Genomic DNA, 24,012 nt, shown 5'->3' on the forward strand with positions numbered 1-24,012 from the left:
ATGGGCACCGGCTCGTATCGTCGACTATCGCGCTTTGCGCTGATTGGCATCGCGTCGACGCTGATCTACGCCGTTTGCGCTTTTCTGCTGTCGCGTGGACAGGCAACGGCGGCCCTGCCGGCGGCGCTCACATCGTTTGCGGCCTACGCCGTCGCCGCGCTGTTCTCCTACACCGGGCATAAATATTTCACGTTCACCTCGGGCGGCAGCCACGCTATGGAATTGCCCCGCTTCCTCCTGCTCACCGCTTCCGGCCTCGCCGTCGCGATCGCCCTGCCGGGGCTTTTGACCCAGATGCTCGGCGTCCCTGCCGCAATCCCGATCCTGCTCACCTGCATTGCCGTGCCGGTCATCAACTATGTCGTCCTCGGGCGGTGGGTGTTTCGTGGTCTCTAGCGCGCGATCGCTCAGTGAACTGCTGCCCGGCGCCAACCGCTTCTCGCCCTTTGTGGGCGTAGCGGGTGCTCCGTTGCTGCTGGCCAGTCTGGTCGTCACATACGCCGTCTGGCTATCGACCGTTGCAATTCCGACCAATGTTGACGTGTCGTGGCTTCTGGTCGTCTGCGACCGCCTGCTTGGCGGAGAGCGGCTCAACACCGACATCGTGGAGACCAACCCCCCTTTCTCGATCTGGCTCTACATGCCGTTCATGCTCCTGGAAAAGCTCACTGGCATGCGTGCGGAATTCTGGCTGACGCTTGGCGTCGTTTGCCTGAGCCTGGCCAGTCTTTTCGTTTCCGTCCGCATTCTCGCGCGCGATGAACCGGTCTACCGGCAGCCTCATGCGCTGTGGGCGGCAGCGGCGGCCCTGTTTTTGATCCTGTGTTTCATGCCGGATCAATTCGGCCAACGCGAGCACTTCGCATTGATTGCCATTCTGCCTTGGGTGGCGTTGCAATGCACACGTCAGCGGAACCTGGATTTCAGCGCGGGTTCGCGCCTGGAGCACATGGTCGCGGGCTTCGGCGCGGCGGTCGTGGTCATGGTCAAGCCGCCCTATTTTGTGCTGGCCTTCATGGTGCCGTCGCTCTGTCTTGCGCTTGAAAGGCGGTCGCTGAGACCGCTCTTCGTCGCAGAGAACCTGGTGGGCGCTGCGATCGTGGCCGCCTATATCGCGTCCATCGCGCTCTTCGACCGCGCTTACATCAGCGACGTCCTGCCCTTGGTCAGGGAGGTCTATCTTCCGTTGAGGGCCTCTGCCGCCGATATGCTGGCAAACTGGCCGAAAGTGGTGCTGCTTCTGGCCGCCGCCACCGTGCTTGCGGCCGGCGGCCTGAGAAAGACGAACTGGGACGTCAGGATTCCGCTCCTGACCGCCCTGGGGTTCATTCCGGCCTTCATCGTCATGGGCAAGGGTTGGCCCAATCACGCGCTGCCGATGGTCGTTGTTGCGACACTTGCATTTGGCATCCAGCTTGTGCGGTTCGGCACATTCGGCAGTGCAGGCTTCGTTCGCAAAGCCGCCCTGATCTTCGGCTGCGTGCTGGTGCTGCAAATAGCGGTCAGGGCACAGTACGCGGCGCTGACGACGGATAACGGCCCGGTCGCCCGGTCTGTCGCCGCGATCCGCGCAACGTTCGAAACTCCGACCATCATGTCGATTGCCGACCAGATGCAGGTTGCCCATCCCCTCGCCAGGCTGGTCGGCGGCAGGTTCATATCACGCCATCCGAGCGCCTGGGCGGTCTCCAACGCGGACACGCTCGCCCGCGTCACCGGCGATCTCGAACGGAGACCGGAACTTGAAAGCATCCGCGATCGGGTGATCGGCGAAAACGCCGCCGAGATATCAGCGAAGAAGCCCGATATCGTGCTGTCAGGCTCGCCCGCGTGGACTGCCTTGATGCTGCAGGACAAGCGGATCCAGGTCGCCTTGGCCGACTATCGTCTGCTGCACGCCGAGCCGGAAATCACTGTCTATCTGCGTTACACGGCGCCTGCGCCGCTCCAAACCGATTGAGCAGGAGCCCCCCGGAAACCCATGACACGGCTGGATCCAATCGCTCCGCTGGACGACATATGGCTCGATCTCGAGAGCCTCGGTGCAACAGCATGAGCGTCTCGAACGACATTGGCGGCTTGAGCCGCTGGCGCGACCGGGATATTGCGGCGTCGCTGCTTCCTAGCCGCAATGTCCTGGCCATTGCCGCAGTCACCGTCTTCTCGATCTTCTGGCAGCGACGTTGGGGGACTGTTCCCGACACTAGCTGGCTGATCACGGTCTGCGAGCGTATGCTGTCCGGTGAGCGGCTTTACTCGCAAATCTACGAGACCAATCCCCCATTCAGCGTCTGGCTCTATCTGCCGCCAGTGGCTGCGGCCAGATTGCTGGGCACCGCCCCGGAAATCCTGGTTGAGGCCTGGACATACCTTGCCGTGCTTATCGGACTTTCGCTCTCGGGCGTGATCGTCAAGCGTGCGGGTTTCACCGAAACTGCATCATTGTTTGCACTGGGGCCAGCGTTTTGCGCAATGTTGGTGGTCTTCCCCGGAAATGCCTTCAGCGAGCGGGAGCATATCGGCATGGCACTTTTCATGCCGCTGCTTGCGCTTCATGCCTGGCGCGCGCGCAGAGATGCAGCTGCCCAACCAGACCCCGGGCTCGCCGTACTCGCCGGCCTGTCGGGCAGCATTCTGCTGCTGGTCAAGCCCTACTATGCGATCATGGTGTTGGCGCCGGCGCTGGTCGTTGCAGTGCGCCGGCGCAGTCTGAAATCGATCTTCGCCCTGGAACACTGGGTCATTGGCGGCATCTGCGTTGTCTATCTCGGCACGGTCACGCTGATCCATCCGGAATTCGTGCGCGACATCTATCCCCTCTTGGCGGATGTTTATGCAAAGATCGGCATCTTTTGGCCGATTGTGATCGGCTACGGTTTCTCGTGGTGTTTCCTTGTCTTCCTGATCTGGTGGCTGTGGCCGGCCAGGCGGGTTCCAGAGCTGGCGGCGGTAGCGTTGGCTGCATCGATCGCCGGCATGTTTCCCCTGTTCTACCAAGCCAAAGGCTGGTCTTATCATGCCTATCCCGCGATCTTTTGCGCTGTGGCAGCCATTTTCTGCCTGCTGGCACTGCCCAGGATCGTGCAGCAGCCGTCGAAGCTGTTGACGTTCGTGACGGCTCCTTCGCGAGCTTGGGCATTGGCGGCGGTGGCAATCGCTTTCTTGCCGTACTGGAGTACCCAGAAACCAGGGCCGGCGCTGATTGCCGCAATTCGCGCCGCCACCGATCGGCCGACCGTAGCGTTGGTCAGTTCGGATATTTCCTCGGGACATCCGTTGAACCGTATGATCGATGGGCAGTTCGTTTCGACCCACGTCAGCGATTGGCTTGGAGCGTTCGCACTTTCCCTGTCCCGGCAGGCAGCTCTCTCGGGTGACACCGCCGAAGCCATGCGTTACCAAGCCATCATGGCGCGCTACGTCGAAAGCAAACGCGAAGAGTTCGCGCGTCTGCGCCCGGATATCGTCGTCTTCAAGAAAAACAACACAATGTGGACAAGCCAACTGATGGGGCGTTTTGGCTTTGACGCCATCCTGGCGCACTACCGCATTCTTATCGAGGACGAGACCGAGCGCATCTATCTGCGCGACGATTATGTCCGCGCGGGCCACCGGCCACCCGAACAGCCTATTTCGGCATCGTCACCCGTCGCAGCGTCAGATTGATGCGGCCGCCACTCCTGAGCAATGCCGAGGTCGACGGGTAGATACGGTCGACGCCGTGAAAGCAGAGCCGCCCTTCGCCGCCAAGCACGACGACGTCGCCGCTCCTCAGCCTGAACGATTTGGTGGCGCCGTCGCGCGTCGTCTGGCCGACCCGGAACAGGCAATCGTCGCCGAGCGACACCGAGACGACAGGCGCGGAGAAATCGCTCTCGTCGCGGTCCTGGTGAAGACCCATCTTGGCATCCTGCGAATAGAAATTGACCAGGCAGGCTTCCGGCGGGTGCGCATAGGCAGATACATCCCGCCACAGTTCGAGCAGCATCTCCGGGATCGGCGGCCAAGGCCTTCCGGTCACCGGGTGGGTCGGCTGGTAGCGATAGCCGTGCTCCTTGTCGGTGACCCAGCCCAGCGGACCGCAATTGGTCATGCGCACGCTCATCTCCTTGCCGGTACGCGGCATCGCCGGCACGAACAGCGGCGCCTTCTGCACGACCTGCCTGATATCTTCCACCAGCACTTCCTGCATGGCGCGCGACAGGTAGCCGGGCATATGGCGGACGCCTTTGGGCAGTACGAGCATCGCGTCGCTTAATCCGTTGGTCTGGAGAAATCAGAATGCCACCGTCAAATGAAAACGGCGACCCGAAAGCCGCCTCCGACGGTGGCTGCGCGCTTTAACCGGCGATCTGAGATCCGAAGCCGCTTCGGCTGTCACTCATCCCCGACCCGGCCGCGCAGTTTCTTGATCGAGCCGCGCCCGGCCTTGCTCTTGAGCCGTCTTTCGACCGCGCCTTTGGACGGCCTGGTCTTCTTGCGCGGCGGTGGTGGTGGTTCGGCGGCCTTGGCGACCAGTGCCGTCAGCCGCGCCCGGGCGTCCGCCCGGTTCTGCTCCTGGGTGCGGAAGCGTCCAGCTTCGATGACGATGACGCCGTCCTTGGTGGCGCGCTGGCCGGCAAGCTTGATGGTCCGTTCGCGCACCCGCTCCGACAGGCCAGCCGCATTGGCGGCATCGAAGCGCAATTGCACTGCCGTCGCCACCTTGTTGACGTTCTGGCCGCCCGGGCCGGACGAACGGATGAAGTCCTCGTGCAGGTCGCCCGGATTAATCACCGCATCGTCGGTAATGATGATCTTGTCGTCGGCGTTCATGCCGCACTCATGGCGCGGCAGGCGAAAAAAGAAAAGGCCCGATCGAAGCCGGGCCTTGAAGCATCACCAGGGGGCGACGGCTATTCAGCCGCTATCTGCATGCGTGGTGCGGCGCCGAGCACGGTGGCGTCGACATGGGCTTCGAACTTTTCGAAATTGTCGACGAACATACCGACCAGCCTTGCCGCCTGCCGGTCGTAGGCGGGCTTGTCGATCCAGGTCGATCTAGGGTCGAGAATGGCGCGGTCGACGCCGGCAACCGTCACCGGTACGTCGAAACCGAAATTGGCGTCGGTGCGGAAGTCGGCCGCTTTCAGCGAGCCGTCGAGCGCCGCCGCAAGCAGCGCCCGCGTTGCTTTGATCGGCATTCGCTTGCCGGTGCCGTAGGCGCCGCCGGTCCAGCCGGTGTTGACCAGCCAGCAATCGACGCCGTGGCGGGCGATGAGCTCGCGCAGCAGATTGGCGTATTCCGACGGATGCCGCGGCATGAACGGTGCGCCGAAGCATGTCGAAAATGTCGCTTCGGGTTCCGTAACGCCCTTCTCGGTCCCCGCCACCTTGGCGGTATAGCCGGAGAGGAAATGGTACATGGCCTGCGCCGGGGTCAGCCGCGCGATCGGCGGCATCACACCGAATGCGTCGGCGGTCAGCATGATGATGTTCTTCGGGTGGCTGGCGCGCCCCGTCTTGCTGGCGTTGGGGATGAAGTGGAGCGGGTAGGCGCAGCGTGTGTTTTCGGTCAGCCCGCCGTCGTCGAAATCCGGCACGCGGCCTGCGTCGAGCGCCACATTCTCCAGCACCGTGCCGAAGCGCTGGGTGGTGGCGAAGATCTCCGGCTCGGCTTCGGCCGAAAGCTTGATCGTCTTGGCATAGCAGCCGCCCTCGAAATTGAAGATGCCGTGCGGTCCCCAGCCATGCTCGTCGTCGCCGACCAGCGTGCGCGACGGGTCGGCCGACAACGTCGTCTTGCCGGTCCCGGAAAGGCCGAAGAAAACGGCCGCGTCGCCGACGGGCCCTTCATTGGCCGAGCAGTGCATCGGCATCACACCTTTTGCCGGCAGCAGGTAGTTGAGCACGGTGAACACCGACTTCTTCATCTCGCCGGCATACGAGGTACCGCCGATCAACACGATCATGTGCGAAAGATCGACGGCAATCACCGTTTCGCCGCGCGTGCCGTGGCGGGCGGGATCGGCGCGGAACGACGGCAGGTCGATGATCGTCAAATCGGGCATGAAATGCTCGAGTTCGGCGGCGGCCGGTCGGATGAGCAGATTGCGGATGAACAAGGAGTGCCAGGCAAGCTCCGTGATCACCCTGGTCGGCAGCTTCAGCTCCTCGTCGGCGCCGCCGACCAGGTCCTGCACATAAAGGTCCTTTCCAGCCGCGTGGGCGCGAAAATCGGCAAGCAGCGTATCGAACTGGATCGGCGAAATCGCTTTGTTGTTGTCCCACCATACATGCGGCGCGGTGCTTTCGTCGCGCACCACGAATTTGTCCCCGGGCGAGCGGCCGGTGTGCTGCCCGGTCTCGGCGGCAAGCGCGCCATGCGCGGTGAGTCGGGCCTCGCCACGGCGGATTGCCTCCTCGTAGAGCGCGGCCGCGCCGAAATTATAGCGCACCACGCCCGTGGTTCTTAGGCCGATCCGATCGATTGCACATGCAAGATTGCGTTTGCCGGCTTCCGACATGGGTGTCCCTTCTTCGATTTACCGCGTCTTTACCGGCGAATTCCGGAACCCCCATTGCAGGAGCTAAAAACGTCAAAACCAGAAAAGGCGAATGATATCAAATCATTAATCGATTTAAATATTTTGAAAGTTGTTTAAATCGTTTATATGTGCAAAAACACTGATGGTTGCCCAAAGGATTGGCGATGTTCATTCGTCCAATCCATATCGAGGTACAATTGTGGCCGTCGACATGCCGCGCGTGACAGCGGATACAGCCTATGCCACATTTTGTACCTAATTTGTCCTGCAAAAGCCCCTTCTCGACGAAAGAAGGGACAGCTCATGAGGGAGCCGCTTGAAATGGCAACAATCGCGCTTGTCGACGACGATCGCAACATTCTGACTTCGGTTTCGATCGCCCTCGAATCCGAGGGTTATCGGGTCGAAACCTACACGGATGGGGCATCGGCGCTGGAGGGACTGGCGGCGCGCCCGCCGAACCTCGCCATCCTCGACATCAAGATGCCGCGCATGGACGGCATGGAGTTGCTGCGCCGGATGCGTCAGAAATCCGACCTGCCGGTGATCTTCCTGACCTCCAAGGACGACGAGATCGATGAACTGTTCGGCCTCAAGATGGGCGCCGACGACTTCATCCGCAAACCCTTCTCGCAGCGTCTTCTGGTGGAGCGCGTCCGCGCCGTGCTGCGCCGCGCCAGCACCCGCGAGGCGGCGGCCAAGGCGCCCAACCAGCAGGCCCGGTCGCTTGAGCGCGGCCAGCTTGTCATGGACCAGGAGCGCCACACCTGCACCTGGAAGGGCGAGCCGGTGACGCTGACCGTCACCGAGTTCCTCATCCTGCATTCGCTGGCCCAGCGTCCGGGCGTTGTAAAAAGCCGTGATGCGCTGATGGATTCGGCTTATGATGAGCAGGTTTATGTCGATGACCGCACCATCGACAGTCACATCAAGCGGCTACGCAAAAAGTTCAAGGCCGTCGATGATGACTTCGAAATGATCGAAACCCTTTACGGAGTCGGATATCGGTTCCGCGAAGCTTGAGTCGAGCGGGAGCTGCTATTCGATGGCAGTGCAAGTAGAGCGAGTGAGACGGTCGGGCGCCGCCAGGCGCCCGCCGCGGATTCTGCCCGCCTTCGTGTCGAAAATTACGGTGCCGATGCGCCGGTTTCTCGGCCATCACATCTTTTCCAGCCTGACGCGGCGTATCCTCTTTCTCAACCTTGCCGGCCTTGCCGTCCTGGTCACCGGCATTCTCTATCTCAATACCTTTCGCGACGGGCTGATCGACGCCCGTGTCGAGAGCCTGATGACTCAAGGCGAGATCATCGCCGGCGCGATCGCCGCCTCGGCGACGGTCGAGACCGATTCGATCAGCATCGATCCGGAGAAGCTGCTCGAGTTGCAGGCCGGCGAAAGCCTCGGCCCGGGCTCCGATCAGCTCGATAACCTCGATTTCCCGATCAATCCGGAGCGCGTGGCGCCGGTGCTCAGGCGGTTGATCTCGCCGACGCGGACCCGCGCCCGCATTTACGACCGCGACGCCAACCTGCTGCTCGATTCCCGCCATCTCTATTCGCGCGGCCAGATCCTTCGCTACGACCTGCCGCCGGTCGAAGAGGAACAGCCGGACCTTCTGGAGCGCATCCAGAAATTCGTCTTCGATTTCTTCCGCAACAAGCAGCTGCCCGTCTATCGCGAGCAGCCGGGTGGCAACGGCGCCGCGTTTCCGGAAGTGGTCAAGGCGCTTACCGGCAGCCCGTCGACGATCGTGCGGATCTCGGAGCAAGGCGAGCAGATCGTTTCTGTGGCGGTGCCGATCCAGCGCTTCCGTGCCGTTCTCGGCGTGCTGATGCTGTCGACCGAAGGCGGCGACATCGACAAGATCGTCGCGGCCGAGCGGAAGGCCATCCTGCGCGTGTTCGGCATTGCCGCCCTGGTTACCGCCATCCTGTCGATGCTGCTGGCCTCCACCATCGCCAATCCGCTGCGCCGGCTTTCCGCGGCAGCCGTCAGGGTTCGCCGCGGTGTCAAGAACCGCGAGGAAATCCCCGACTTCTCCGATCGGCAGGACGAGATCGGCAATCTGTCGATCGCCGTGCGCGACATGACCAATGCGCTGTACGCCCGCATCGAGGCGATCGAAAGTTTTGCCGCGGATGTCTCGCACGAGTTGAAGAACCCGCTTACCTCGCTGCGCAGCGCGGTGGAGACATTGCCGCTGGCCAGGAACGACAATTCGCGCAGCCGGCTGATGGATATCATTCAGCACGATGTGAGGCGGCTTGACCGTCTCATCACCGATATTTCCGATGCCTCCCGTCTCGATGCCGAGCTGGCGCGGGAAGATGCGGGAACCGTCGACCTCAAGAAGTTCATCACCGATCTGGTCGCCGTCTCGCGCGAGGCCACGCGCAACAAGAAGGCGGTCGAGATCGAATTCAAGGTCGCCAAACTGCCACAGGGCGTGAAAGGCTACTTCGTCGTCGGTCATGATCTGAGGATCGGCCAGGTGATCACCAACCTGATCGAGAATGCCCGCTCGTTCGTTCCCGAGGAACGTGGCCACATCACCATATCGCTGGCGCGCGCCGGCAAGTTCAACATCGTCACCATCGACGACAATGGACCCGGTATCCGGGCCGATAACATCGATCGCATTTTCGAGCGGTTCTATACCGATCGGCCGGCCGGCGAGGCGTTCGGTCAGAACTCGGGCCTTGGCCTGTCGATATCCAGGCAGATCGTTGAAGCCCATGGCGGCACGCTGAGCGCCGAGAACATCCCGGGCACCAAGCCTGGCGAGATCAAGGGCGCGCGCTTCGTGGTGACGCTGCCGGCGGAAGGCTGACGGATGAATTCCAATCACGCCTGGTCCTATTGTGCAGCCTGAAAATATTCACGGCACCGCGATCCTGATAGGTGATCGCGGCATTCTCATCACCGGACCGTCCGGCTTGGGCAAGACGACGCTGGCGCTCGCCTTGATCGATCATTGCAGCCAGCGTGGGCTGTTTTCCCGGCTGATCGGCGATGACCAGCTCTATGCTGCAGATTGCGACGGGCGGCTGGTCTGCCGCGCACCAGCCAGCATAGCCGGCCTCGTCGAGGTGCCGGGATTCGGCCCCAAACCGATACAGTTCGAGCCAAGCTGTGTGATCGACCTCATTATCCGGCTGGTGCCAGCCGGCAAAATGGCCCGCTTCCAGGAAGACTGCAGCGAACTCGTTGTCGGCGTACCAGTGCCGCGCATCGATCTTGCCGAGCGCAATGTAGCGGCGGCCTTGCCGGCATTGATGTCGCGCCTGTCGATTGCGCCTTTCCTGTGATCCGATTTCGATTTTTTGCTGCAATGCGTCAAATTGGCTTGGGCCGGCGCAATTTTGGGCTTGTCAACGGGCCTTGCGTCGACAAGATAGCGCTCCCGCCACCTGGAACGGTCGGCGAGCATAAAATGCGCCTGTGAAGCGGCGATGACGGGAGCCACCAAAGAATGATCGGACTCGTGCTTGTAACGCACGGTCAACTGGCCGCCGAGTTCCGCAATGCCGTGGAACATGTCGTTGGGCCACAAGACAATTTCGAGACCGTGGCGATCGGTGCCGACGACGATATGGAACAGCGCCGCCGCGACATTATCGAGGCAGTCGGCCGCGTCGATACGGGATCAGGCGTCATCGTTTTGACCGACATGTTCGGCGGCACGCCCTCTAACCTCGCCATTTCCGTGATGGAATCCGGGCGTATCGAGGTCATTGCCGGCATGAACCTGCCGATGCTGATCAAGCTGTCCAGCGTTCGCAAGGGCGACAACATGACGGCCGCGCTGGATGAGGCGCAGGCTGCCGGCCGTAAATACATCAATGTCGCCAGTCAACTCCTGAGCAGCAAATGAGCGCGCTGTTGCCGGAAAAGGACAAGATCGTTCGCGACTTTCCGATCGTCAACCAGCGCGGCCTGCACGCACGCGCCTCGGCCAAGTTCGTTCAAATCGCCAGCGGCTTCAACGCCACGGTCCAGGTCGAGAAGGACGGCGTCAAGGTCGGCGGCACCTCGATCATGGGCCTGATGATGCTGGCGGCGAGCCCCGGTTATTCGATCCGCGTCACCGCCACCGGCCCGGAGGCCGAAGAGGTCATCGATGCGCTGGAGCAACTGGTTGCTTCCCGTTTTGGCGAGGAATGCTGACGTGCTGATCGCTTCTGAAGACATGCACGGATAAAGATTTCTTTATATCCCATTGTCGTCCGACTCCCGATCTGCTAGTCAGGCCGGCACCTCGCGCCCTCCGACACGCTTTCGGGGCGGGCGCGTCCCGCAATCAATTCGCATCGGAGCACTGCCATGACGGGTAGCAAGGACTATGTGGTCGCAGACATCGCGCTTGCCGGCTGGGGCCGCAAGGAGATCGAGATCGCCGAAACCGAAATGCCGGGCCTGATGGCCTGCCGCGAAGAATTCGGCGACAAGAAGCCGCTCAAGGGCGCGCGCATCACCGGCTCGCTGCACATGACCATCCAGACGGCGGTGCTGATCGAAACGCTTAAGGCGCTCGGCGCCGATATCCGCTGGGCTTCCTGCAATATCTTCTCGACCCAGGACCACGCTGCCGCGGCCATTGCCGAGGCCGGAATTCCGGTGTTTGCCGTCAAGGGCGAGACGCTTGAGGATTATTGGGTCTACACCGACAAGATATTCCAGTGGGCCGATGGCGGCACCTCCAACATGATCCTCGACGACGGTGGCGATGCCACCATGTACATCCTGATCGGCGCCCGCGCCGAGGCCGGCGAGGATGTGCTGTCCAATCCGGGCAGCGAAGAGGAAGAGATCCTGTTTGCCCAGATCAAGAAGCGCATGCAGGCATCGCCCGGCTTCTTCACCAAGCAGAAGGAAGCGATCCGCGGCGTCACCGAAGAGACGACGACCGGCGTCAACCGGCTCTATCAATTGCAGAAAAAAGGCCTGCTGCCGTTCCCGGCGATCAACGTCAATGATTCCGTCACCAAGTCGAAATTCGACAACAAATATGGCTGCAAGGAATCGCTTGTCGACGGCATTCGCCGCGGCACCGACACGATGATGGCCGGCAAGGTCGCGGTTGTCTGCGGCTATGGCGACGTCGGCAAGGGCTCGTCGGCTTCGCTCAAGGGCGCCGGCGCCCGCGTCAAGGTCACCGAGGTCGATCCGATCTGCGCGCTGCAGGCGGCGATGGACGGTTTCGAGGTGGTCACGCTCGAAGACGCAGCGCCGACGGCCGACATCGTCATCACCACCACCGGCAACAAGGACGTCGTTACCCTCGACCACATGCGCCTGATGAAGGACATGGTGATCGTCGGCAACATCGGTCACTTCGACAACGAGATCCAGGTGGCCTCGCTGCGCAACCTGAAATGGACCAACATCAAGCCTCAGGTGGATATGATCACCTTCCCGGACGGCAAGCGGATGATCCTTTTGTCGGAAGGCCGCCTGCTCAACCTCGGCAACGCTACCGGCCACCCGAGCTTCGTCATGTCGGCGTCCTTCACCAACCAAGTGTTGGCCCAGATCGAGCTGTACACCAAGCCCGGCCAGTACGAGAACCAGGTCTATGTCCTGCCGAAGCATCTCGACGAAAAGGTCGCGCGCCTGCATCTCGACAAGCTCGGTGCCCGCCTGACCGAATTGTCAGGCGAACAGGCCGCCTATATCGGCGTCACTCCGCAGGGACCGTTCAAGCCGGAACACTACCGCTATTAACCACGGCGAAACTTGCCACTAGATATTGAAGCCGGGCGATTGACTTTTCGCCCGGCTTTATTTTTGCGCTGATTGATTCTTCACGCCGATTCGCGCAAGCGCTATGGTGCTGATTCGCGGTCCGGGGACGAGGCCCGGGCGCACGCATCAGGGCGGTCTTGCATTCAGGCGGCGAAGAGGACCAAGACATGCCGGGGGATAACCCGCCTTGCGCGGGACAGGCCGTTTCCGGCGGCCATAACGATTCGATCACGGGCTCCGCTGCCAGAGGCGGCAGCCTTCTATGGCGCGCCGGCAGCCGTGTCGGGGTGCTGCTTGCTTCTTCCGCGCTGGTTAGTCCGCTGCTTGGCTTTACTGCACATGCCCAAACCCGCGTGGCGCAAAAGGCCGGGCTGTCGGTCAGCACGGTCGAGGTCATGCAACTCGCCATGTTCGTCGGCGTCATGGGGGCGGCATTGCTGTCGGCCATCTTTCTGATCCGCGAACGGGCGCGCACCGCGGCGGAAAATGCCGAGCTCAGGACCCGTATCGCCGACGTCAATGCCGCGCTGCAGCGCTCGGAGGCGCTGCTCCATTCCCGCGATCAGCGCGTGGTGGTATGGGCGGCCGAGAACAAGAAGCCCGAGCTTGTCGGGACATTGCCGATCGAGAGCGGCGCGCCGGAGGACCGGGCGGCCTTCCTGGCTTTCGGCCGCTGGCTGATGCCGCGTTCGGCGGCCGCACTCGAACATGCCGTCGCGGCACTGCGGGACAAGGCAAAGCCGTTCGATCTGGTCATCGAATCGCAGGCCGGCCAGCCGCTCGAGGTTCACGGCCGCAAGAGTGCGGCGCATGGGCTGGTTCGCTTCGTCTCGCTTTCGGAGACACAGCGAAGCCAGGCCAGGCTGAAGATCGAGAACCAGCGCTTAGCCGCCGACCATGAGACGCTGATCGGTCTTCTGGATGCGCTCAAGATGCCGTCATGGCTGCGTACTGTCGACGGGCGGCTGAAATGGGTCAACCGCGCCTACGCCGAAGCGGTCGAGGCCGAGAATGCCGAAGCGGCGGTCCGCGATGGCAAGGAATTCCTCGGCGGCCAGGCGCGCGACACGATCGCTGCGCAGCACAAGTCGCGCGCGGTCTTTGAACAGACGCTCTCCACGGTCATCGAAGGCGACCGCCGTATGTTTGCCGTGACCGATTTTGCCGGGGCGGATGGTTCGGCTGGTCTTGCCTGCGACATCAGCGCTATCGAGGCCATTCGCGCCGAATATGAGCGGACCATGCAGAGCCACGCCGACACGCTCGATCAGCTCAACACCGCCGTGGCGATTTTCGACACCGACGAGAAATTGCGGTTTTTCAATCAGGCGTTCCAGAAACTATGGGGCCTCGACAGCGGCTTCCTGCACAGCGCGCCGGACAACGCCTTGCTGCTCGACCGCCTGCGCAGCGAAGGCAAGATCGCCGAGCAGCCCGAATGGCGGCGCTGGAAAGAGAGCCTGCTCGGCGCTTACCGCGCGGTTGAATCGCAGGAGCATTGGTGGCATCTGCCGGACGGCAAGACCATTCGCGTCGTCGCCAATCCGCAGCCCAAGGGCGGCGTCACCTGGGTGTTCGAGAACCTGACCGAGAAGATGGACCTTGAAAGCCGCTACCAGACCGCCGTCCGGGTCCAGGGCGAGACGCTCGACAACCTCGCCGAAGGCGTCGCTGTGTTCGGCCCCGACGGCAGGCTGAGACTGTCGAACCCGGCGTTCGCGGCATTGTGGGGGCTGGATGCCGATGCCTCAAAACCCAACGTCCATGTCTCGACGATCCGCGACCTTTGCGACCGCCGTGCCGTCGACAGTCCGTGGGGCGGGTTCGTTGCCGCCATCACCGGCTTCGACGACGAGCGCCGCGACCGCCACGGCCAAACCGAATTGAACAACGGCACCGTTTTGCGCTACGCCGTCATCCCTTTGCCCAACGGCCAGGTGATGATGACCTTCGTCGACGTTACCGACAGCGTCAATGTCGAGCGGGCGCTGAAGGACAAGAATGAGGCGCTGCAAAAGTCCGACCAGATCAAGAACGAATTCGTGCAGCACGTCTCCTATGAGCTGCGCTCGCCACTCACCAACATCATCGGCTTTACCGAGCTTCTTTCACTGCCGTCGACTGGTCCGCTGAACCAGAAGCAACGCGAATATATCGGGCATGTCGGCTCGTCCTCCTCGGTCCTGCTCACCATCGTCAACGACATCCTCGACCTGGCGACGGTGGATGCCGGCATCATGGAACTCGACATTTCCGAAGTTCACATCGATCGAACCATTACGGCTGCCGCCGAACTGGTCGCCGACCGGCTGGAGGAACATGCGATCAAGCTTAGGATCGACGCGGCGGCCGCGCCGAAAACCTTCCACGGCGACGAGATCCGCGTCCGCCAGATCCTCTACAATCTGCTCAGCAATGCCGCCAATTACGCGCCGGAGGCGAGCACCATAACGCTCGCCTGCCGCCAACTTGCCGACGGCGTGGAATTTTCCGTTCACGATGACGGCCCCGGCATGCCGCCGGACCTGCTTGACTCAGTGTTCCGGCGCTTCGAGCCGCGCACCAATGGCGGCCGCCGCCGTGGCGCCGGGCTCGGCCTGTCGATCGTCAAGAGCTTTGTCGAACTGCATGGCGGCAGCGTCCGCATCGAGACCGGCAGGGATAAGGGCACCACGGTTGTTTGCACCTTTCCCGACACGCCGTCCGGCATCCGCGCGGCGGCCGAGTAGCGCGTTCGATGGCGGTATTGGTGCTGGAGCATTTTCTCGCCGACGAGGCTGCGACGGCAAGGTTCGGCGAGGATCTCGCCATGTCGCTGCGCATTGGCGACGTGCTCGCCCTCAAGGGCGATCTCGGCGCCGGCAAATCGACCTTGGCACGGGCGCTGATCAGGGCACTGGCCGACGATGCCGGACTCGACGTGCCGAGCCCGACCTTCACGCTGGTCCAGAGCTACGACACGCGTGTGCCGGTTCATCATTTCGATCTCTACCGCTTGGGCACGGCATCCGAGCTGGATGAGCTGGGCTTCGACGAGGCGCTGACGCAAGGCGCCGCGCTGGTCGAATGGCCGGAGCGGGCAGAGGCATATCTGCCGAAAACCTCGGTGCTGGTCGAACTTCTCCAGCAGGGCGACGGCCGATTGGCGAGACTATCGGGAGAGGGCGCCGCCTTCGAGCGCGCGGCGCGATCGCTGGCAATGCGCGATTTTCTCGGGCAGGCCGGTTGGGGCGAAGCGCAGCGACGATATTTCATCGGTGATGCCTCGGCTCGCTCCTACGAGATCGTCACGCTCGCCAGATTTCCGCCGCGGGTGCTGATGAACTCGCCAAGGCTGGTGCTCGGACCGCCAGTCCGCGACGGCAAACCCTATGCCGAGATCGCTCACACCGCGCAATCCGTTTCGGCGTTCGTCGCCATCGACCGGGCCTTGCGGGCCGGCGGCGTCAGCGTCCCGGAAATCTATGCCCAGGATCTCGACCAGGGTTTTCTCCTGCTGGAGCATCTCGGTTCCCAAGGGTTTCTCGACAAGCGCGGCCAGCCGGTGGCCGAGCGCTACGCTGCGGCGGCCGGACTGCTTGCCATGATGCACGGCAAAACATGGCCGACCCGCATGCAGGCCGGCCCCGGCGTCTTCCATGAGGTGCCGCCTTTCGACCGCGACGCCATGATGATCGAGGCCGAATTGTTGGTCGACTGGTATGTCCCGGCGATATCAGGCGCTCCGCCTAGAGAGGCGCTGCGCGCCGGTTACCGCAGCGAATGGAGTGCGGTGCTCGATCGGCTGGAGGGACGCGAATACACGCTGATGCTGCGCGATTTCCATTCACCCAACCTGATCTGGCGCGCTGACCGTTCCGGTCACGATCGCCTCGGCGTCGTCGATGTCCAGGACGCGCTGATCGGGCCGTCCGCCTACGACGTCGCCTCGCTAGCCATGGACGCGCGCGTCACTATCTCACCCGAAATCGAAAAGCACACGCTCGCCGCCTACATCGCCGCGCGACGCGCTGCCGGTGCCTTCGATGAGAACGAATTCCGCGAAACCTATGCAATCATGGCCGCACAGCGCAATTCCAAGATCCTCGGCATCTTCGTGCGGCTCGAAAAACGCGACGGCAAGCCTTATTATCTGAAGCATCTGCCGCGCATCCGCGACTATCTTCGCCGGGCACTGGCGCATCCGGCGCTGGCCGGGCTGCAGGATTTCTACATCGCCCACGACTTGCTGGAGGAACGCTCGATTTGACGGCTAAGGATTTGGGCCTGAAGGCGTCGGATGAGCAGTCGATGCCGACGACCGCCATGGTGCTCGCCGCCGGGCTCGGCAAGCGCATGCGGCCGATCACCGACACCATGCCGAAGCCGCTGGTCAAGGTCGCCGGCAAGACATTGCTCGACTGGGGGCTGGACTGCCTAGCCGAAGCCGGCGTCGCCACGGCCGTCGTCAACGTCCATTACCTCCCGCAACAGATCGTGGACCATGTAGCCCGCCGCAGTGCGCCGAGAATCGTCATCTCGGATGAGAGCAGGGGCTTGCTTGACTCCGCCGGTGGTATCGTCAAGGCATTGCCCAGGTTAGGGGCGCCCTTCTATGTGCTCAACGCCGACACCTTCTGGATCGACAGCGGCGTCTCCAATCTCAGGCGACTTGCCCTTGCATGGGAGGGCGCGACAATGGACATTCTGCTGATGCTTGCGGATCTCCAGTCGGCAACCGGACATAGCGGCGGCACCGACTTCCTGATGGCGCCGGGCGGCGCCTTGCGGCGTGCGAACAACGATCCCGCCGGTCTGATCTATGCCGGCGCCGCAATCGCCCATCCGCGCCTTTTCAAGGACGCTCCGACCGGGCCGCACTCGCTCAATGCCTATTTCGATGCGGCCATCGCTACTGGGCGCCTGTTCGGCATGAAAATGCAGGGTCACTGGATTACTGTCGGCACGCCCGACGCCATTCCGCTTGCGGAAGCGGCCGTCGCCGCCGCGCTTGCCGGCACGCCCAATGCTGTTGCTGAGGCACCCGGCGCTTTTACCGAGGCGAAATGAGCGGCTCCCGCCGCGTTTTCTCGATCCCGCCCGGAGCGCCGTTCCTGCCGACGCTGGCCGAGGCGCTGCTTGCGGGGCGCTTGGTTCCCGGCTTCGCCTATGACGGCGATCCGCTGGCGCTGGCCGATCTCACCATCTATGTGCCGACGCGCCGTGCGGCGCGGGCGCTTCGCGGCGTCTTCGTCGATGCCCTCTCGCGCTCGGGAAGCCGCTCGGCGATCCTGCCGGTCATCCGCCCGCTTGGTGAGTTCGATGAAGATGAAGCCGCCTTCGAGGCAGGAGCTTCGGTCGCCATCGACCTTGCGCCGCCGATCGCCGCGGTCGAGCGTCTTCTGCTGCTTGCGCCGCTGGTGCGGGCGTGGAAACGCCGCCTGCCGGCACATGTCGCGGCATTGTTCGACGAGGAGATCGTCATACCGGCCTCCGCCGCCGACGCCATCTGGCTGGCGCGCGACCTTGCACGCCTGATGGATGAGATCGACACCGAAGGCACGGATTGGGCAAGGCTCGCCGACCTTGTAACCGGCAATCTTGCAGGCTGGTGGCAGGTGACACTCGACTTCCTGACCATCGTGACGGAGAACTGGCCGAACCTGCTCGAGGAACGCCATCGTTCCAATCAGGCCGCGCATCGTAATGCCCTGATAAGGCTGGAGGCGGCGCGGCTGAAGCGTAATCCGCCAGCCGGACCGGTGATCGCCGCCGGTTCCACCGGCTCCATTCCCGCCACGGCCGAGCTGCTTGCCGTGATCGCCGGTCTGCCCAATGGCGCCGTTGTGCTGCCCGGGCTCGACCGGGCGTTGGACGAGCCGTCCTTTGCCGCGATCACCACACCGGGCGCGCGCCCAGCCGTGCTTGGCCACCCGCAATACGGCCTGGCAAAGTTGATCGGCAAGATCGGCGTGCCGCGCGCCGATGTCGAGGAGATTGCTGTTGCGCCGCGACCGCTTGCGCTGCGCGCCGCACTTGTCGGCGAAGCGCTGCGCCCGGCGGAGACCACCGAGCTCTGGGCCGAGACGCGCGCCCGCTTTAGGGCCGGCGATATTGCCGAGGCCTTCGCCGATGTGACGCTTCTCGAAGCCGCCAGCGAACGCGACGAAGCCGTGGCGATCGCCGTCGCGCTCAAACAGGCCGTCGAACGGCCCGGCCAGCGCGCCGCACTCGTCACCGGCGACCGCGCTCTGGCGCGGCGGGTCTCAGTCGAGCTGCTGCGCTTCGGCGTTGCCGCCGACGATTCCGGCGGCACGCCGCTGATCAACACACCAGCCGCCAGCCTGCTCAGGCTGGCGCTGCAGGCAGCCTTCCGCCCGGGCGACCCCGTCGCCCTGCTGTCGCTGCTCAAGCATCCCCTGCTTGGCCTCGGCCTGGAGCGGGCAAGCGTGCGCTATGCGGCCGAAATCGTCGAACTCGTGGGGCTGCGCGGCGGCACAGGGCGTCCGGACGTGGCGTCGCTGCCGCAGCTCTTCGACACCCGGCTCCTCGAATTCGACGGCGGCGGCAATCGCCGTCCACCCTTCTGGTGGCCGCGGCTTTCGGTCAGGCGCATCGAACAGGCGCGCGACCTGCTGATCCGGCTAACGGCCGCGCTGGCGCCGCTGGTTGCTTTTCGCGGCGACGAGAATGCCGATCTTGCCACCCTTGTGCGCGCCAGCGTCGTTGCGCTCGAAAGTCTCGGCCGCGCCGCTGATGGCAGCCTGAGCGAACTCTATGCGGGCGATGCCGGCGAAAAGCTCGCCGAGCTCTTGCGCGGGCTGGTCGCGGCCTCGGTGTCGTTCTCCTTCGCCGCTGACGAATGGCCTGACGTGATGGAGGCGCTGATCGCGCCCGAGACGGTCAAGCCGGCGCAGGGCAGCGACAGGAACATCGCCATCTGGGGTGTGCTGGAAGCGCGGCTTCAGGATGTCGACACGCTGGTCGTCGGCGGGCTCAACGAAGGCGTGTGGCCGCGCAAGCCGGAGAGCGACCGCTTCATGTCGCGGCTGATGAAGACCGGCATCGATCTTGAACCGCCCGAGCGGCGCATCGGCCTTGCCGCCCATGATTTCCAGATGGCCATGGGCGCCAAAAAAGTGGTGCTGGCTCGCTCCGGCCGCTCCGGCGACGCACCGTCGGTACCTTCGCGCTGGCTGCAGCGCATCCTTACATTCGTCGGCGAGGACCACGCTGCTGCACTTCGCCGGCGCGGCGACGAACTGCTTGCCTGGGCGCGTGCGCTCGATGCCGGCGAAAAGCAGGACTTTGCGCCGAGGCCGCAGCCGAAACCGCCGCTCGCCGCGCGGCCGCACCACTTCTCGGTCACCGAGATCGAAACGCTACGCCGCGATCCCTATGCGGTCTATGCCAGAAGGATACTCGGCCTGATGCCGCTCGATCCGGTCATTCGCGATCCGGGCGCCGCCGAGCGTGGCACGCTGTTTCACGCCATTCTGCACCTCTTCTCGGCGAGGGTGGCCGACCCGCGCGCGCCGGAGGCGCTGGACGGGCTCATCGCCGCAGGCCGCTCCTGCTTTGCCGAGGCGGCCCTGCCGGCCGATGTCGAGGCGGTGTGGTGGCCGCGTTTTGAAAAGCTTGCCGCCGGCATCATCGAATGGGAGCGCGGCCGGGCCGCCGCCGTGGCACGGCGGCACGCCGAGGAACGCGCCGAAAAGACCGGTGTCGGCCGATCCGGCGTGACCCTGTCCGGCTACGCTGATCGAATCGATCTGCTGGCTGGCGGCATGGCCGACATCCTCGACTACAAGACCGGCTCCTCGCCATCCAAAGCGCAGGCGCACACGCTGCTCGCGCCGCAACTGGCGCTGGAGGGCGCGCTGCTGCGTCGCGGCGCCTTCAAGGAGCTTGGCGCCTGTGAGCCGTCGCAACTGGCTTTCGTGCGGCTGAGGCCGAATGGCGAGGTGTTCGAAGAATCGATCCTCGAATACAACCGCAAGCCGCGAACCGCCGCCGATCTCACCGAAGAGGCCTGGGCGAGGTTGGAAAAGCTGCTGATCCACTATGCCGACCCGACGACCGGGTATTTGTCGCGGGCGTTGCCGTTCCGCGAGGGTGAGACCGACGGCGATTACGACCATCTCGCCCGCGTGCTCGAATGGTCGGCCGGCGGCGATGCCGACGACGAGGGAGGGGAGGCATGAAAAAGGCCTATCCCATTCCAAGCGACACTGTCGCCAGTCAGGCAAGCGCCTCCGATCCGCGCAATTCCGCATGGGTGTCGGCCAATGCCGGATCCGGCAAGACCCATGTACTCGCCCAGCGCGTTATCCGGCTGTTGCTGCGCGGCACCGATCCGTCCAAGATCCTGTGCCTGACCTATACGCGTGCCGCCGCCGCCAACATGTCGAACCGGGTGTTTTCGACCCTGTCGCAATGGACGGCCCTGGGCGATGCCGAGCTCTCGACACGGATAGAGGCGCTGGACGGCCGCCAGCCCGACCGCGAAACCATGCGCCGGGCGCGGCGGTTGTTTGCCGAGGCTCTGGAAACACCGGGCGGGCTGAAGATCCAGACCATCCACGCCTTCTGCGAATCGGTGCTGCATCAGTTCCCGCTGGAAGCCAATATCCCTGCGCATTTCGAAATGCTCGATCCGCAAATGGAGGCATCGCTGTTTGCCGCCGCCCGCCGCGACATGATTTCGGGCGGCGTTGCAGGCGATGCGGCATTGTCCGACGCCTTCGCCACCGTGCTGGAGCGCGGCGGCGAGCATGGGCTCGACGCACTGCTGGCCGAGATCGTGCGCAAGCGCGATGGTTTGCGTGCGTTCATCACCGCGGCCGGCGGCGATGGTTTTCAGGCGCTGTTCGACGAGTTCCATTTCCGCGCCGGCCAGACGGCCGAAGGTATAGCCGCCTCGGTCTGGCCGCTGCCCGGCTTCCTGCCGGATTATCTCGTCACCTTTTCACGGGCGGCCGAGGCCGCCGATGCGCGCATCGTGCTGAACAATCTGCTGCCATACGCCCGCCTTGCCTTTGCCGAGGAGGATCCGGTACGTCGCCTGAATTTGCTCTCCAAGGCTTTCCTGAGGGCCGACGGCGAGCCTTACGATCCGGCAAAGACATTTAAAAGGGCATTGCTTGACCGGCTGCCCGATCTTGCCGAACGTTATCTGGCGGCGGTCGACGCCATTCTCGAAATCTCCGACCGGCTGGCCTTGTTCAGGATGCTGGAAGGCACGCGTGCGGCGCTGACCATCGCCGACTGGCTGATCGCCCGTTACGAGCAATTGAAGCGCGCCCGCGGCTTCCTCGACTTTAACGACCTGATCACCCGCACGGTCAACCTTTTGGCACGGCCCGATGCCGGCCCTTGGGTGCAGTACAAGCTCGACCAGGGCATCGACCACATCCTGCTCGACGAGGCGCAGGACACCAGTCCCGACCAGTGGGAGGTGGTCAAGCGGCTGGCAGAGGAGTTCTTTGCCGGGCTCGGCGCACGCGACGCGGTCCACCGCACCATCTTTGCTGTCGGCGACGAAAAGCAGTCGATCTATTCCTTCCAGGGAGCCGCCCCGGATTCCTTTGCCGACAGCCGGCTTTTGTTTGCCGGCAAAGTTAGATCCGCCGCCGCCGCCTTCGCCGATCTCAAGCTGACCTGGTCGTTCCGCTCGACCGAAGATGTTCTTGCCGCCGTCGACCGGGTCTTTGCCGACCCGAACGTGCGGCGCGGCATCAGCCACGATCCTGATCCGCTCGACCACAAGGCGATCCGCACCGATGCGCCGGGTCATGTCGAGGTCTGGCCGTCGATCGGCGCCAACGTCGTCGACGAACCAGACGATTGGACGCAAGCGGTCGACCATGCCCACGCGCCGGCAGTCCGCGTCGCTGAAAACGTCGCCGCAACGATTGCCGGCTGGATCGGCAACGGTGAGGTCATCGAAGGCCGCGGCAAGAAACTCCGCCCCGGCGACGTGCTGGTGCTGGTGCGCAAGCGCGATCGCTTCGTCCATGCGCTGACGCGGGCGCTGAAGCGCCGCGACATTCCGGTGGCCGGCGCCGACCGGCTCAGCCTGCCCGGCCACGTCGCGGTGAAAGACCTGATCGCACTTGGCCATTTTCTCATCCAGCCCGAGGACGATCTGTCGCTGGCCGCCGTGCTGCGCAGCCCGATCTTCGATGTTTCGGAAGAGCAGCTTTTCGCGCTTGCTGCCCAGAGGCCGTCGGGCGTCTCGCTGATCGCCTCGCTGCGCCGGCATGTCGGCGAAAGCGAGGCGTTGGCCGCCGTCGTCAGCCGGCTCGACACATGGTCGAACGAGGCCGCATTCAAGCCGGTGTTCGAATTCTATGCCGCAGCTCTCGCCCGCGACGGCCTGCGCAAGAAGATGATCGCGCGGCTCGGTCCGGAGGCCGGCGATATCCTCGACGAATTCCTGAATTTCTGCCTGGCCGAGGAGCGAACCGGCCTGCCAGGGCTGGAATCCTTCCTGTCGACGCTGGAAAACGCCGGCCCCGAGATCAAGCGCGAAATGGACCAGACCCGCGACGAGGTTCGCGTCATGACCGTGCATGCCGCCAAAGGCCTGGAAGCGCCGGTGGTATTCCTTGTCGATGGCGGCTCCGCGCCGTTCAGCGACCAGCATCTGCCGAGATTGATGCCGTTCGAAGGCTCGGGCGACTGCTGGGAGGGCAAGGGCTATCTCTGGCGTTCGGCCAGCGATGTCGCCAATGGGTTTTCACGCGCCGCATCGGCCCGCGCCCGCGAGCTCGCCGACGACGAATACCGCCGGCTGCTCTATGTCGGCATGACCCGCGCCGAGGATCGGCTGATCGTCTGCGGCTACCATGGCAAGCGGGCGCCGAATACCGGCACCTGGCATTCGATCGTCAGCCGCGCACTGGTCGGTGCCGCGGAGAGCAAAGAACGCCGGCATCCCGCCACTGGCGAGACCGTGCATCGTTTCCAGGTGACGAAACTGCCGCCCATGCCACTGGCGGCAGTGAATGAGGCACGACAGGCGGAACGCTTTGCACCACTGCTTGAAACCCTGTTCCGGCCTCTGCCGCCCTTCGAGGAATTGCCGCGGCCGCTCTCGCCGTCCGGCGCCTCGGTGCTGATCGAGGAGGCGCGGCAAGCGGTGGCCGACACGCGTTCGCCGGTACTGGATGCCGACGCCGAGCCCGGCTTTGCCGTCATGCGCGGGCTGGCGCTGCACAAATTGCTGCAGATGCTGCCCGGCATCGCCGAGGGAAAACGCCGGGATGCCGCCGAACGCTATCTGGCAAGAGCCGGCGCGGAATGGCTCGACGACGAGCACGACAAGGCCTTGGCTGGCGTTTTCAGAATTCTTGCCGACAGCCGCTTCGCGCCGCTGTTTGCGCCAAACTCGCGCGCCGAAGTCGCCATCATGGGCAGCCTGGAGGTAAGGGGCAAACTGCGCTCGATTTCCGGCAAGATCGACCGGCTGGCAGTAACGCCGGACAAGGTTTCGATCGTCGACTACAAGACCAATCGGCCAGCGCCAGCTACGCTCGCCGAAGTGCCGCAAGCCTATGTTCTGCAGCTCGCACTTTATCGCGCGCTGCTTCAGCCGCTCTATCCGGGACGCGAGGTCTCGGCGGCGCTGCTGTTCACCGAGGCGCCGCGGCTGATCGAGCTGCCGGCGGCGGCCTTGGACGATGCGCTTGCTAGACTCACGGGAGCGTGACACAACACTTGCTTGAAGACGGACGCGATCACCACCACATTTGGTGCG

The 24,012-nt window shown here is 63.7% G+C and carries 17 protein-coding genes; 14 read left to right on the forward strand and 3 right to left on the reverse strand.

Annotation, left to right across the window (positions count from 1 at the left end; translation table 11 throughout):
- From NKJ28_RS07665 to NKJ28_RS07675, 3 genes are all read left to right on the forward strand, one after another.
- On the forward strand, window positions 1–396 hold the full coding sequence (locus tag NKJ28_RS07665) for a GtrA family protein (protein ID WP_023677541.1): 396 nt from the start codon (window positions 1–3) through the stop codon (window positions 394–396).
- On the forward strand, window positions 386–1,960 hold the full coding sequence (locus NKJ28_RS07670; RefSeq protein WP_352634857.1) for a hypothetical protein: 1,575 nt from the start codon (window positions 386–388) through the stop codon (window positions 1,958–1,960). The genes NKJ28_RS07665 and NKJ28_RS07670 overlap by 11 nt, the downstream gene beginning before the upstream one ends.
- A gap of 119 nt (window positions 1,961–2,079) precedes the next feature.
- Complete coding sequence (locus tag NKJ28_RS07675; protein WP_352634859.1) at window positions 2,080–3,666, forward strand: hypothetical protein; 1,587 nt, start codon at window positions 2,080–2,082, stop codon at window positions 3,664–3,666.
- Here NKJ28_RS07675 and NKJ28_RS07680 read toward each other — a convergent pair.
- The 3 genes from NKJ28_RS07680 to NKJ28_RS07690 form a co-directional block, all read right to left on the reverse strand.
- Complete coding sequence (locus NKJ28_RS07680) at window positions 3,629–4,246, reverse strand: alpha-ketoglutarate-dependent dioxygenase AlkB family protein (protein ID WP_023677544.1); 618 nt, start codon at window positions 4,244–4,246, stop codon at window positions 3,629–3,631. The genes NKJ28_RS07675 and NKJ28_RS07680 overlap by 38 nt on opposite strands.
- 131 nt (window positions 4,247–4,377) lie before the next feature.
- Complete coding sequence (gene arfB / locus NKJ28_RS07685; RefSeq protein ID WP_023677545.1) at window positions 4,378–4,815, reverse strand: alternative ribosome rescue aminoacyl-tRNA hydrolase ArfB; 438 nt, start codon at window positions 4,813–4,815, stop codon at window positions 4,378–4,380.
- A gap of 80 nt (window positions 4,816–4,895) precedes the next feature.
- Complete coding sequence (locus tag NKJ28_RS07690; protein ID WP_352590790.1) at window positions 4,896–6,506, reverse strand: phosphoenolpyruvate carboxykinase; 1,611 nt, start codon at window positions 6,504–6,506, stop codon at window positions 4,896–4,898.
- Window positions 6,507–6,848: 342 nt separating this feature from the next.
- Between NKJ28_RS07690 and NKJ28_RS07695 the strand changes: the two genes are divergently transcribed.
- The 11 genes from NKJ28_RS07695 to addA all read left to right on the forward strand — a co-directional run bounded on the left by NKJ28_RS07695 (window position 6,849) and on the right by addA (window position 23,964).
- Window positions 6,849–7,550, forward strand: a complete 702-nt coding sequence (locus NKJ28_RS07695; protein WP_023677547.1) for a response regulator transcription factor — start codon at window positions 6,849–6,851, stop codon at window positions 7,548–7,550.
- A 22-nt stretch (window positions 7,551–7,572) separates the two neighbouring features.
- The gene (locus tag NKJ28_RS07700) at window positions 7,573–9,357 is read left to right on the forward strand and encodes a sensor histidine kinase (RefSeq protein WP_023677548.1); all 1,785 of its coding nucleotides are present in this window, start codon (window positions 7,573–7,575) and stop codon (window positions 9,355–9,357) included.
- Window positions 9,358–9,388: 31 nt separating this feature from the next.
- Window positions 9,389–9,835 (forward strand): HPr kinase/phosphorylase, encoded by a 447-nt coding sequence (locus tag NKJ28_RS07705; RefSeq protein WP_023677549.1) that lies wholly within the window; start codon window positions 9,389–9,391, stop codon window positions 9,833–9,835.
- 164 nt (window positions 9,836–9,999) lie between these two features.
- Window positions 10,000–10,401, forward strand: coding sequence for a PTS sugar transporter subunit IIA (locus NKJ28_RS07710; RefSeq protein ID WP_023677550.1), 402 nt, complete (start codon window positions 10,000–10,002; stop codon window positions 10,399–10,401).
- Entirely contained in the window at window positions 10,398–10,694 is a 297-nt protein-coding gene (locus NKJ28_RS07715) for an HPr family phosphocarrier protein (protein ID WP_023677551.1), read from the forward strand. The genes NKJ28_RS07710 and NKJ28_RS07715 overlap by 4 nt, the downstream gene beginning before the upstream one ends.
- A 156-nt stretch (window positions 10,695–10,850) precedes the next feature.
- Window positions 10,851–12,251 carry an adenosylhomocysteinase gene (ahcY, locus tag NKJ28_RS07720; protein ID WP_023677552.1) on the forward strand — a complete coding sequence of 467 codons (1,401 nt, stop codon included), beginning with the start codon at window positions 10,851–10,853 and terminating at the stop codon, window positions 12,249–12,251.
- 188 nt (window positions 12,252–12,439) lie between these two features.
- Window positions 12,440–15,001: a sensor histidine kinase gene (locus NKJ28_RS07725; RefSeq protein WP_352634861.1), complete on the forward strand. Its 2,562-nt coding sequence runs from the start codon at window positions 12,440–12,442 to the stop codon at window positions 14,999–15,001.
- An 8-nt stretch (window positions 15,002–15,009) separates the two neighbouring features.
- Window positions 15,010–16,521: a tRNA (adenosine(37)-N6)-threonylcarbamoyltransferase complex ATPase subunit type 1 TsaE gene (gene tsaE, locus NKJ28_RS07730; protein WP_352576322.1), complete on the forward strand. Its 1,512-nt coding sequence runs from the start codon at window positions 15,010–15,012 to the stop codon at window positions 16,519–16,521.
- A 56-nt stretch (window positions 16,522–16,577) separates the two neighbouring features.
- The gene (locus tag NKJ28_RS07735; RefSeq protein WP_352635048.1) at window positions 16,578–17,321 is read left to right on the forward strand and encodes a nucleotidyltransferase family protein; all 744 of its coding nucleotides are present in this window, start codon (window positions 16,578–16,580) and stop codon (window positions 17,319–17,321) included.
- Complete coding sequence (gene addB, locus NKJ28_RS07740) at window positions 17,318–20,455, forward strand: double-strand break repair protein AddB (RefSeq protein ID WP_352634863.1); 3,138 nt, start codon at window positions 17,318–17,320, stop codon at window positions 20,453–20,455. Before NKJ28_RS07735 ends, addB begins: the two co-directional genes overlap by 4 nt.
- Window positions 20,452–23,964: a double-strand break repair helicase AddA gene (gene addA, locus NKJ28_RS07745; protein WP_352590799.1), complete on the forward strand. Its 3,513-nt coding sequence runs from the start codon at window positions 20,452–20,454 to the stop codon at window positions 23,962–23,964. The genes addB and addA overlap by 4 nt, the downstream gene beginning before the upstream one ends.
- Window positions 23,965–24,012: the final 48 nt, after the last annotated feature.

The organism is Mesorhizobium sp. M0145 (assembly GCF_040322355.1).
In the GTDB taxonomy this organism is placed as follows: domain Bacteria; phylum Pseudomonadota; class Alphaproteobacteria; order Rhizobiales; family Rhizobiaceae; genus Mesorhizobium.